Origin of the sequence: Streptomyces doebereineriae (assembly GCF_031845645.1) — a bacterium.
GTDB lineage: Bacteria > Actinomycetota > Actinomycetes > Streptomycetales > Streptomycetaceae > Streptomyces > Streptomyces canus.
This window is the reverse complement of the sequence record NZ_JAVREZ010000031.1, coordinates 30232-41930: the sequence shown is the minus strand read 5'-3', so window position 1 is coordinate 41930 and position 11699 is coordinate 30232. Positions and strand designations below refer to the sequence as shown.

Genomic DNA, 11699 nt, shown 5'->3' with positions numbered 1-11699 from the left:
CGCTGTTGCCAAGCTGACACAAATTCCGCGATTGTCATCACGGCATATGGTGGAGGCCATGACAGACCAGGCCACCGTCCCGCAACCGGGCACTCCGGAGATCCCGGGCAAGCCCACCTCGGCGTCCCGCACCACGCTGAGCCACATCATGACCCAGGCCGACACCAACCTCCTCGGTACCGTGCACGGCGGCGTGATCATGAAGCTGGTGGACGACGCGGCGGGCGCGGTGGCCGGGCGGCACAGCGGCGGGCCCGCGGTCACCGCCTCCATGGACGAGATGGCGTTCCTGGAGCCGGTCAGGGTGGGTGACCTCGTCCATGTGAAGGCCCAGGTCAACTGGACCGGCCGCACCTCGATGGAGGTCGGTGTACGGGTCCTGGCCGAGCGCTGGAACGAATCCACGCCCGCCACCCAGGTCGGCTCCGCCTACCTCGTCTTCGCGGCCGTGGACGCCGACGGCAAGCCGCGCAGGGTCCCGCCGGTGCTCCCGGAGACGGAACGGGACGAGCGCCGCTACCAGGAGGCCCAGATCCGCCGCACCCACCGCCTGGCGCGACGCCGGGCGATCATGGAGCTGCGGGAGAAGCGGGCCGCGGAGGGCTTCGAGGACTGAGGCCGCCCCCGTGAGAGAGGTCACGAACAGCGGTCCGCCTACACGCACCCCACCTCGTCCCCCGTGACCACCCCGAACTCCCCCTGGAGCTCGTCCTCGGCCCGCACCTTGCGCACCCGCTCGAAGTCCGCGCCCGCGATCACCTTCAGCACCGCCCCCTGGCCCTTCACCGCCCGCAGCTCGCTGCCGGGCAGGGCCGCCGCCAGGGAGCGGGCGGAGCGGTCCCAGCGGGGGTCGTAGGCGACGACCGTGCGCTTCAGCGTGCGGTCGGCGGAGTTCACCGGGAACCCCGTCGTACGGAACCCCGTCGCCGCCAGCGCCGCGTCCACGCGCTTGCCGAGTCCGCCCGCCGCCGTGCCGTTCTCGACCTGGACGCGGATCTGCTGCGGGGCCACCGGGACCAGCAGCGCCTTGTTCTTCGGCTTGTACGCGGCCAGCGGCCGGTCCTCGCGCAGGGACTTGAAGAGCCGCGACGACTTCGCCGGGTCCCACTTCAAGGTCGACCCCACGCCCTTGACGACGTATCCCATCTGCCCGATCGGCACGGTCGTGAACTCCGAGGAGGAGGGGGAGAAGTTCCGCATCGCCCGGCCCAGACCGAGCAGTTCGTCCGTGCCGAAGCCCTTGTCGGCGCGTACGGAGCCGAGGACGGCCCGGGTCACGTCGCGGAACCTCATCGGGTTCAGGAGGATGCCGGACGAGGTCGCCCGGTCGATCAGCGCCGCGAGGAAGCGCTGCTGCCGCTTCATCCGGCCGAGGTCGGAGGAGCCGTCGGCGTGCCGGGAGCGGACGTACTGCAGTGCCTGCCCGCCCATCAGCCGGTGCCGGCCGGCCGCGAGGTCGAGGCCGGTGTACGCGTCCTTGAGCGGGTCGGCGTTGCAGATGTCGACGCCACCGAGCACGTCCACCGTCTTCATGAAGCTGGTGAAGTCGACCTCCAGATAGTGGTCGATCTTCACATGGGTCATGTTCTCGACGGTCCGGACCGTCAGCTGGGGCCCGCCCTCCGCGTAAGCCGCGTTGATCTTGACGGGGTGCTCCTGGTGGCGTTCCCCCGTGGTCACGTCGACGTGTTCGGGCGTCATCGCGTAGGAGTCGCGCGGCAGGCTCACCACGCTCGCCCGCTCCCGGTCCTCCGAGATGTGCACGATCATGATCGTGTCGGTGCAGTGGCAGGGGGCGCCGCCCAGCCGGTACTTCTGCCGGTCGGCCTCGGTGATCTTGTCGCGGCCGTCGGTGCCGACCAGCAGCACGTTCATGCCGTCTCCGGCGCGCGGCCGGTTCTTCATGTCCTTGAAGGGGTCCACGCGCGCGATGTCCGCGTCGAGGCTGGTGACGACCGCGTGTCCGATCCCGGCGGAGGCGAGCACGACGACGGACAGCGTGGTCGCCGCCCGCATGCCCCAACGGGGCCGCTTGCGTCGCACGGGGGGCCGGGCGGGCCGGCGCTGCGGGCGGCGAGGGCGGGCGGCGGAGGGGCGGGGCGGCGTGCTGGGCATGGGGGGACACCTCCGCGAGGGCAGCCGAACGAGGGATCGTGAGCACCGTAGGCCCATACGATCTGCGACGACCGGCACCGCCCCGGGCGGGGCGCGGCGGTGTCCCCCGTTCGCGGTAACGTGAGCCCCCTATGAACGCCAAGCCCGACGTGCAGCTCCCCGCCGTATCTGTGATCATGCCCGTCCTCGACGAGGAACGGCATCTGCGCGGAGCCGTCCAAGCGATCCTCGCGCAGGAGTACGCCGGCGAGATGGAGGTCGTGATCGCCCTCGGTCCGTCCAAGGACCGCACGGACGAGATCGCGGCTCAGCTCGTGGCAGAGGACTCCCGCGTCCACACCGTCCCGAACCCCACCGGCCGCACTCCCGCCGCCCTCAACGCCGCGATCAAGGCCTCCCGCCACCCGATCGTCGTCCGCGTCGACGGGCACGGCATGCTCTCGCCGAACTACATCGCGACCGCCGTACGGCTCCTGGAGGAGACCGGCGCGCAGAACGTCGGCGGCATCATGCACGCCGAGGGCGAGAACGACTGGGAGCACGCGGTCGCCGCCGCGATGACCTCGAAGATCGGTGTGGGCAACGCGGCCTTCCACACCGGTGGCGAGGCACAGGCGGCCGAGACCGTCTACCTCGGTGTCTTCCGGCGCGAGGCGCTGGAGCAACAGGGCGGCTACAACGAGGAGTTCATCCGCGCCCAGGACTGGGAGCTCAACTTCCGGATCGGTGAGGCGGGCGGGCTGATCTGGTTCTCGCCGGAGCTCAGGGTGTCGTACCGCCCGAGGCCGAGCGTGAAGGCCCTCGCCAAGCAGTACAAGGACTACGGCCGCTGGCGGCACGTCGTCGCCCGCTACCACGAGGGCTCCATCAACCTGCGCTACCTCGCCCCGCCGACCGCGGTGTGCGCGATCGCGGCCGGAATCGTGGTCGGCGCCGCGCTGACCCCGCTCGGCTTCGTCGTCCCCGGCGGCTACCTCGCGGCGATCGTCCTCGGCTCGCTGCCGGCGGGCAAGGGGCTCCCGCTGAAGGCGCGGCTCCAGATCCCCGTGGCGCTCGCCACCATGCACATGTGCTGGGGCTACGGCTTTTTGACCAGCCCGCGCTCGCTGGCCAGGCGGGTCATCGCCTCGCGGCGGCCCGCGGTGCTGAGCGAGGCCTGAAAAGGCGCCCCTCGTCCCGAGGGGCGCCTTTCTGTCAGGACCAGGTGAAGCCCGGGTTCACGTGCATACAGGCCGTGTCGTCCGCGCCGTTGAGGGCCTCCGCGGTCTTCGGGGTCGTGTCGTCCTGCTTGGGTGCCTTGTACGTCGTACCCTCGCGCCAGTCGGCACCGACGACGAGGGTGACCCCGGAGACATCCGTCGACTTCTTCACCGAACTCATGGGGATTCCCAGGGACTTGGCGACCGCCTGGGCGTCGCCCTCCAGTTCGGCGCTCGGGTAGCGCACGAGCGTCGTCGCCTCGCTCAGGGACCCCGTCCGGTCGGAGACCGCCTTGTCGTAGCCTTCCTCCACCAGCAGTCCCGCCACCGTGCTCGCGCGGCCGCTCGCCGCGGCCAGGGCGTCGGTGCGGGTGCCGTTCTGGACCAGGACCCCGATCTCGTCCTTCGCGGCGGCCGGGTCGTCGGAGGCCGCCTCGGCCTTCTCGGCAATCGCCTGCTTCGCGTCCTTGCCGTCCAGCGCGATGTCCTCGCGCACCAGCCGGAAGAGCTTCTCGGCGTCCTCGGTGGGCTCCACCCGGGCGCCCACGTACCGGTTGGGCATCGTGGTCATGGTGATGCGCTCCGGCTCCACCTTCCGCAGCTCGTTGCTGAGGTCGTAGAGCTTCTTCACGGTGCCGAGACCGGAGTCGACCGTGATCGCGCTCGTGGCCTGCTCGGCCAGCTTGCGCAGCTTGTTCGGGCTGCTCAGGGTGGCGTTGGCGCGCAGCTCGCGGACCATCGAGTTCATATACATGTGCTGGGCCTTGGCGCGGGCCAGGTCGCTGCCGTCCTCGAAGCCGTAGCGGGTGCGCAGCCACTGCAGGGCCTGCTCGCCCTTGACCGGGTGCGTGCCCTTCTCCAGCTTCAGACCGGAGCCGTGGCCCTCGCTGTCCCGCGAGAGGATGTTGGCGTCCACGCAGACCGGGACCCCGCCGATGGCGTCGGCCATGGACACCACGCCCGAGAAGTCGACCATCATGAAGTGGTCGATGTGGATACCGGTGAGCTCCTGCCAGGTGGCCACCGTGCAGCCCGGGCCGCCGTGGCCGAGGCTCTGGTTGGTCATCGTCCGGCCGTTGCTCGCCGCGTACACCTTGCCGTCGTCCGGATCCGTGCACTTGGGGATCTTCACGAGGGTGTCGCGCGGCATGCTGACGACCGAGAGGTTGCTGCGGTCTGCGGACAGGTGCAGCAGCATCTGCACGTCCGCGAGCGGAGTGGAGCCGAACGTCTCCTTGGCGCCGCCCAGCTTCTGGTTCTCCTCGTTGTCCCGCGCGTCGGAACCGATGATCAGGATGTTCAGCGGGGTCTGGCCCGCCGCGTTCGGCGTGGGCTCGGCGACCTTGTTGTCGCCCAGGTTCAGGTCGTCCTGCTCGATGTTGGAGTTCAGGTGCCGGTAGTAGAGGTAGCCGGTCCCGGCCACCGCGAGTATCAGCACCGCGAGCGTCGTCGCGGACCATCTGAGCATCCGGTGCTTGCGCGGCGCCCTACGGCTGCCGCGTCCGGATTCCGCGTCGGTCCCCGGCGCGACTTCCTGCACGCTGTATTGCGTTGTCAACGTTTCCGTCCTCCCCACCCACCCCACCGGGCCCGCACGCCATGCGTCGGGCCCGCCGCACGTCTTAGACATACGACGGGCCCGTGAGGTTGCCCTACGAACCTGTGTGAGACCTGGGGCCTGCCTCGGGGGACCTCAGCTCGCGCACTGCGCCTTGTCCGCCGTGGACTTGTCCACGCCCGGTGCGGCCGCCGTGGAGGAGTTGAGCTTCACGCCCGCGCCCTTGAAGTCCTTGCCCAGGGTGAGGGTCATGGCCGGCAGGCCCTGCGCGTTGGTGACGCTCTTGCCCGGCTTCATCGCCGCGCCGGAAAGCCCCATGATCTCCGCGAGCCGGCGCGCCTGGTCGGCCTGGTCGGGGGCGTACTCCAGGGTCGTCTTCGCAAGCGCCGCCTCGGCGTTGCCCGCGTTCTCGGACTTGGTCACGCCCTCCTCGGTCTGGAGGTGGGCGAGCTGCTGCTGCGCGCTGCCCCCCGCCGCACCGCCGTTGAGGATGCGCACGCGCACGTCGGACGCGGCGGACTTGGTGCCCTTGAGCCGGGCCGCGACCTCCGCCTTCTCCTTTTTCTCCTGCTTCTTGACCTCGGTGAAGGAGACGTCGTTCTTGATCGCGTCGAAAATGGCGGGGGCTTGCGTCTCTTCGATGACCACCGTGGCCTTGACCGTCTCGGCGGGATTGTCCTTGACCGGGATCGTCATGAAGCTGATGTTCTTCGTCGGCACCTTCTTCAGCTCCAGGGCGATGTCCTTGAGCGTGCCGACCTTGCCGATCGCCTCGTCCACGGTCAGCGCGTTGGTCGCGGCCTCCGCCAGCTTCAGCAGCTTGGCGGGGCTGGTGAGGGTGTCGCCGGAGGTCATCTTGCGCATCAGCGAGCCCAGGAACTGCTGCTGCACCTTGATCCGGTCCAGGTCTCCTTCGTTGCCGAAGGCGTGCCGGGTGCGCACGAAGGCAAGGGCCCGCTCGCCCTCCACCTTCGACGTGCCCGCGGGCAGGACGAGCTTCGACTTCTTGTCGTTGACGGCGTTCTCCACACAGACCTCGACCCCGTCCACCGCCGTGGTCAGGGTCTTCACCGCGTTGAAGTCGGCCATCACGAAGTGGTCGGGCTTGATGCCGGTGGCCGCCTCGACCGTGCGCATCGTGCAGCCCGCGTCCCGGCCGCGTTCGCCGAGGCTCCTGTTGAAGCGGACCCCGTCCTGCCCCGCGACGACCGTGTCGGTGCCGTCCTCCTGCTTGGTCTTGCAGTCCGGTATGTCGACGATCAGGTCGCGCGGGATGCTGAGCGCGGTCGCGTTCGTCCGGTCCTTGGCGACGTGCAGCAGGATGTTGGTGTCTGCGTGGCCCACGCTGCCCGCGTCGCCGTAGCCCTCGTTGCCCTCACCGGTGCGCTTGTCGGTGCCGATGATGAGGATGTTGAAGGCCTCGTCCTTGCTGAAGCTGCTCGCGGCCGCGTCGCCGACGTCGGTCGTGCCGACATTGCCCTCAAGGTGCTTGAGGTAGAAGTAGCCCGTCGTGGCACCGGCGACCAGGACGAACGCCATCGTGCCGCCGGTCCACAGCAGGGCCTTCTTCGCCTTCGACTTCTGCTTGACCGGCCGCCGTCCGCGCCGCCCCGGCAGCGGCTCCTCGGGCGGCGCGCCCCGGCGCCTGCGCGGCGGCGGTACGTCCCGGCCGGGGGCCACGGGTGCGGTCGTACGACTGCCCGGTGCGCCCGTCCTGCTCGGCGAGGGCGCGGCCGCGGCTCTACGCGGAACGGGAATACCCGACTGCGGTGCGGAAGGGCTCAGTCGCAGTTCGTATTCACCGGTGTTCGGATTGAGCACCCACTGGTCTGCGGGGTCGACGTCGTCCGCCCGCCCACGGCCTTGTGCGTCCACGGTTGTCCGAATCCTCCGTCAGGGCCACGCGGCGATCGCTGGATCGCTCACACTATCCGCCCGGTTGGGCCTTGAGCGACGTGAGTTGTTCCTGTGCTGATTCTGTAAGTATGTACGTACGCCCGGACCCCTCCGTTCGGCCCCCGGCCGTCCCGTTCGCCTACCACTGGTAGACCGAGTACACGTCCATGCACTGACCGGTGTCCGAGCCGTTGATGGCGTCCGAGTTGCCCGGCAGGTCACCGGCCTTGGCCTCGGACTGCTTCGGATACGCCGTCCCGGTACGCCAGTCGGCGCCCACGACGAGGGTGACCCCGGAGACATCGGTCGACTTCTTCACCGAACTCATGGGGATTCCCAGGGACTTGGCGATGCGCTGGGCGTCCCCCTCCAGGTCGGCGCTCGGGTAGCGCACGACCGTGCGGTCCTCGGAGAGGCCCGCCGTCGCGTCCTTGGACGCCTGCGAGAAACCTTTCCGCACGAGCTCCTCGGCGATCGTGCCGGCGCGTCCGCCCACCGGGGCGAGGGTGGAGGTCGCCGTCGCGTTCTGCACGAGCACGCCGATCTCGGCGTCCGGCGCGGACGGGGCTTTGGTGGCCGCGACGGTCTTCTTCCCCTTCGAGGCCCTGCCCTTCTTGTCGAGGGACACGTCGTCGCGGAGCATCTCCCAGAGCTTGTCGGCGTTCGCGCCGTCGGGTACGACGTGTTCCTTGTTCTTCGGGTCCTGGACGTTCGGCATCGTCACCGAGGTGATGCGGTCCGGCGGCACCGACTTGAGCTGCATGCCCAGGTCGTAGAGCTCCTTGACCGAGCCGATCTCCTCGGACACCTTGAGGGACTTCGTGGCCGCCTCGGCGAGGCCCATCAGCCGCGGGGTGTCGGTGAAGACGTTCTGCCCCTTCAGCGTCCGGATCATCGAGTTCAGATACATGTGCTGGGCCCTGGCCCGCATCAGGTCGCTGCCCCAGGCGTGCCGGGTCCGCAGCCACTGCAGGGCCTCCTTGCCCTGGACCTTGTGCCTCCCCGCCGTCAGCTTCAGCCCGGAGCCGCCGGGCACCTGGGCCGTCGGGTGGTCCCACACGTTCTGCTTCACGCAGACGGAGACACCGCCGATGGCGTCCGCCATCCTCACCACACCAGAGAAGTCGATCGTCATCCAGTGGTCGATGTAGACCCCGGTGAGGTTCTGCCAGGTGGCGAGCGTGCAGCCGGCGCCGCCGCGCGCCAGGGAGTAGTTGATGATCTCGGTGATCGGCGGGTACGTCTTCCCGGTGTCCGGGTCCGTGCACTTGGGGATGTCGACCCGGGTGTCGCGCGGGATGGTCACCATCGCGGCGCTCTTGCGGTCGGCGGACAGGTGGATGAGCATCTGCACATCGCCCAGCGGCGGGTTGCCGCGGTTGTCCCTGCTGCCGCCGAGCTTCACGTTCTCGTCGGAGTTACGGCTGTCCGAGCCGATCAGCAGGATGTTCAACGGCGTCTGCCCGGCCGCGTTGGCCTCGGCCTTCTGCGCCTTGGAGTCACCGCTGCTGCGCTCTCCCTTGCGGATGTTGCCGTTCAGATGCTGGTAGTAGAGGTATCCCGCACCAGCGGTGCCAAGTATCAGCACGGCGAGCGTGGTCGCCGACCATCTGAGCACCCGGTGCTTGCGCTGGGCCCTGGCCCGCCGCCGCCCGTGCCGCCCGGGTCTGTCCGGACCGGGCGCCTTTGCGGGCCGTACATCCGGCCGCGCCCCCTCCTCGTGCACACTGCTGTGCCCCATCCCCTGTCTCCCCACCCTCACGCAGAACGAACGAAAAGACCTGCCGTACGTCTGGTTAGACGCACGACAGGCCCCTTAGGTCACCTCACTTGGCGCACTCGACCTTGTCGGCCGTGGACTGCTGCACCCCCTCGGGTGCCTTCGTCGCCGTGGTGAAGGACACCCCGGCGCCCTTGAAGTCCTTGCCGAGGGTGAGGGTCATGGTGGGCAGGCCCTGGGAGTTGGTGACGCTCTTGCCGGGCTTCAGCTGGGCCCCGGACAGACCCAGGATGGCCGCGAGCCTGCGTGCCTGGTCGGCCTGGTCGGGGGCGTACTCCAGCGTGGTTTTGCTCAGCGCCGCATCCGCGTTGCCCGCGTTCTCCGACTTCAGTACGCCCTCTTCGTTCTGCAGGTACTCCAGCTCGGCCTGCGCGCTGCCCGCCGCCGCACCGCCGTTGAGGATGCGCACCCGCACCTCGGACGCGGCCGACTTGGTGCCCTTGAGCCGGGCCGCCTCCTTGGCCGCCTCGGCGCTCTTGGACGCGCTGGCCTTCTTCTTGACCTCGGTGAAGGACACGTCGTTCTTGATCATGTCGAAGACGGTGGGAGCCGTCGCGTCGTTGAGAACGACCGTCGCCTTCACCTTCTCCGTCGGGTTGTCGACGACCGGCACCGTGGTGAACGTCAGGTTCTTCACGTTCAGCTTGCCCAGCTCCAGACCGAGGTCCTTCAGCTTGCCGATGCTGTCGAGGTTGGAGTCGACGGTCAGCGCCTTCGTGCCCGCCTCCGCCAACTTGATCATCTTCGTCGGGTTGGTGAGCGTGTCGTTCGACTTCAGCTTGCGCATCAGCGCGCTCAGGAACTGCTGCTGCAGCCCGATCCGGCTCAGGTCACCGCCGAAGCCGACCGAGTGCCGGGTGCGCACGAAGGCGAGAGCCTGCTCGCCCGAGATGGTGTGGGTGCCCTTCGACAGCTTGAGCTTCGAGTCCTCGTCGTCGATGTCCTTGGCCAGACAGACCTCGACCCCGCCGACCGCCGTGGTCAGCGTCTTGACCGCGTTGAAGTCGGCCACCATGAAGTTGTCGGCCTGGATCCCGGTGAGCTCGGTGACGGTCCGCACGGTGCAGCTGGCGGTGCGTTCGTCCTGGCCCAGGCTCGTGTTGAAGCGGACGTCGTCCGTGCCGGGGATGACCTTGGTGGTGCCGTCCGACTGCGTGGTCTCGCAGTCGGGGACGTCCACGATCAGGTCGCGCGGGATGCTCAGCGCGGTCGCGTTCGTACGGTCCTTCGAGACGTGCAGCAGGATCGTGGTGTCCGCGTGCCCGACGCTGTCCTTGTCGCCGTAGCTCCCGTTGCCCGCGCCGGTGCGCTTGTCGGTGCCGATCAGCAGGATGTTGATCGCCTTGTCGGTCTGGAAGCCACCGGTGCTCGCGCCGTCGTCGGAGACGGAGGTGATGTTGCCGTTCAGGTGCCGGATGTAGAGATAGCCGCCGCCCGCCGCCGCGACCAGCACGAACGCCATCGTGCCGCCGGTCCACAGCACGGCCTTCTTCGCCGTCGACTTCTTCTTGACCGGCCGGCGCCCACGGCGCCCCGGCAGCGGCTCCTGAGGCGGTGCACCCCGCCTGCGCGGAGGTGGCACCGTACGGCCCGGCGCCACGGGACTGGCCGTACGACCGGCGGCTGCGCCCGCCCTGTTCGGGGAGGGCGCGGCTCTACGGGGACCGGGAATACCCGACTGCGCTGCGGAAGGGGTCAGTCGCAGTTCGTATTCACCGGTGTGCGGGTTGAGTACCCACTGGTCTGCGGGGTCGATGTCGCCCGCCTGCCCACGGCCTTGTGCGTCCACGGTTGCTGAATCCTCCGTCGGCCGGATGCACCGGAGCGCTCACACTAGCCGTCCGATTCGCCGACAGGTTACGACGGTGACAAATTCCACGCCCCTACAACTGGGCAATCCGCCCATTTGCTCGGACACCGGTTCACCGCCTTGGGAAACGCTTTACCCGCAGCTGTCCTCGGCGGCCGTGTTGCCGCGGAAGGTGGGCGCCGCGCTCTCGTTCTCAGATTCTCCATAGGGTTCTTCGTCATGAGAATGTTCTGAAAACTTCGGGGCTTTCTCCGTCACCTTCACCGGCGCATCCTTGCGCAACCGTTCGAAAAGTCGCCGGGCCTCGGGTTCCGCGAGTTGATCACGATTGGCGTCGCCGACGTACGGCTCCCGCGGCACGGTAAGGAATTGCACACGCTCCGTAGGGATGTGACGCAAGCCGCGCACGAGTTCGTACAGCCCGCGCAGACTCGCCAGATCGGGGTCGGTGGTGAGCGAGGAAGTCGCCGCGTCCAGCACGGGATAGAGCTTCACCGGATTCAGCAGTACGTCATTGCTCTGCACCTTGTGGACGAGGGCCCCGAGAAAACGCTGCTGACGGTCCATCCGCTCGGTGTCGCTGCCGTCGCCGAGGGACTTGCGGGCCCGCACATAGCCGAGCGCCTCCTCGCCGTCCAGCGTCACCCGCCCCGCCGGAAGCCGCAGCTTGGCCGCCTTGTCGTTGATCGGTTCGTCGAGACAGACCGTCACTCCGTCGACGGCGTCCACCATGTCCTTGAACCCGTGGAAGTCGACGACCATGTGATGGTCCACGCGAATGTTCGTGAGTTTCTCGACGGTGCGGATCGTGCAGGCCGAACCGCCCTTCTGGAAGGCGCTGTTGAACATCGTGAACGCGGGCTCACCGCGGGTCCCGTCCGACCCCAGACAGGCCGGCACCTCCACCATCAGGTCCCGCGGCAGCGACACGGCCGTCGCGGTGCGCCGTCCGGCGGACAGATGCAACAGGATCGTGGTGTCCGACCGCTCGGTCCCCGAGTCCCGCCCGTACCGCGCGTTCTCGTCCCCCGACCGTGAGTCGGACCCGATCAGCAGAATGTTCTGCGCGTCCTTGACGAGCGAGGTGGGCCGCTCCTTCTCGTACCGGGCGAGCTCGGCGGCGGCCGCGTCGTCCGGGGTGATGTTCCCGTCGAGCTTGGCGTAGAGGGCCCATGCGGCACCGGCGGTGGCGGCCACGGCCACGGCGACGGCGAGCCCGGCACCGCGCAGCCACCGCCGCCGCCGGCGGCGTATGAGCCCTTCACCGCCGGCCGACGCCCCAAGGCCGGGTCCGAGGGCGCGAGCGCTGTCCATCACGAGTCGGCCCACCCCTCATGGCGT

Annotated in this window: 8 protein-coding genes; 2 read left to right on the top strand and 6 right to left on the bottom strand. The window is 69.0% G+C overall.

The genetic code is table 11. The features are described 5' to 3' along the window. Positions 1-58 precede the first annotated feature (58 nt). Positions 59-616 carry an acyl-CoA thioesterase gene (locus RNB18_RS47360; protein ID WP_311720381.1) on the top strand — a complete coding sequence of 186 codons (558 nt, stop codon included), beginning with the start codon at positions 59-61 and terminating at the stop codon, positions 614-616. A gap of 38 nt (positions 617-654) precedes the next feature. Here RNB18_RS47360 and RNB18_RS47355 read toward each other — a convergent pair whose 3' ends face one another. After that, positions 655-2115 carry an LCP family protein gene (locus tag RNB18_RS47355; RefSeq protein WP_311720380.1) on the bottom strand — a complete coding sequence of 487 codons (1461 nt, stop codon included), beginning with the start codon at positions 2113-2115 and terminating at the stop codon, positions 655-657. Between the two features lie 131 nt (positions 2116-2246). Between RNB18_RS47355 and RNB18_RS47350 the strand changes: the two genes are divergently transcribed. Beyond that, on the top strand, positions 2247-3275 hold the full coding sequence (locus RNB18_RS47350; RefSeq protein WP_311720379.1) for a glycosyltransferase family 2 protein: 1029 nt from the start codon (positions 2247-2249) through the stop codon (positions 3273-3275). A 34-nt stretch (positions 3276-3309) separates the two neighbouring features. On the opposite strand, the gene RNB18_RS47345 is transcribed toward RNB18_RS47350, so the two are convergent. The 5 genes from RNB18_RS47345 to RNB18_RS47325 form a co-directional block, all read right to left on the bottom strand. Continuing rightward, the gene (locus RNB18_RS47345; protein WP_394817782.1) at positions 3310-4944 is read right to left on the bottom strand and encodes an LCP family protein; all 1635 of its coding nucleotides are present in this window, start codon (positions 4942-4944) and stop codon (positions 3310-3312) included. A 63-nt stretch (positions 4945-5007) separates the two neighbouring features. Further along, positions 5008-6747, bottom strand: a complete 1740-nt coding sequence (locus RNB18_RS47340; RefSeq protein ID WP_311720378.1) for an LCP family protein — start codon at positions 6745-6747, stop codon at positions 5008-5010. A gap of 160 nt (positions 6748-6907) precedes the next feature. Further along, on the bottom strand, positions 6908-8509 hold the full coding sequence (locus RNB18_RS47335; protein WP_311720377.1) for an LCP family protein: 1602 nt from the start codon (positions 8507-8509) through the stop codon (positions 6908-6910). 85 nt (positions 8510-8594) lie between these two features. After that, a complete protein-coding gene (locus tag RNB18_RS47330; RefSeq protein WP_311720376.1) occupies positions 8595-10337 on the bottom strand; it encodes an LCP family protein in 1743 nt (580 codons plus the stop codon). 153 nt (positions 10338-10490) lie between these two features. After that, complete coding sequence (locus RNB18_RS47325; RefSeq protein ID WP_311720427.1) at positions 10491-11672, bottom strand: LCP family protein; 1182 nt, start codon at positions 11670-11672, stop codon at positions 10491-10493. Positions 11673-11699: the final 27 nt, after the last annotated feature.

Coding starts and splice junctions, on each gene's coding strand:
- RNB18_RS47335 (WP_311720377.1), bottom strand. CDS start 8,509: ATGGGGCACAGCAGTGTGCACGAGGAGGGGGCGCGGCCGGATGTACGG.
- RNB18_RS47355 (WP_311720380.1), bottom strand. CDS start 2,115: ATGCCCAGCACGCCGCCCCGCCCCTCCGCCGCCCGCCCTCGCCGCCCG.
- RNB18_RS47325 (WP_311720427.1), bottom strand. CDS start 11,672: ATGGACAGCGCTCGCGCCCTCGGACCCGGCCTTGGGGCGTCGGCCGGC.
- RNB18_RS47345 (WP_394817782.1), bottom strand. CDS start 4,944: ATGTCTAAGACGTGCGGCGGGCCCGACGCATGGCGTGCGGGCCCGGTG.
- RNB18_RS47350 (WP_311720379.1), top strand. CDS start 2,247: ATGAACGCCAAGCCCGACGTGCAGCTCCCCGCCGTATCTGTGATCATG.
- RNB18_RS47360 (WP_311720381.1), top strand. CDS start 59: ATGACAGACCAGGCCACCGTCCCGCAACCGGGCACTCCGGAGATCCCG.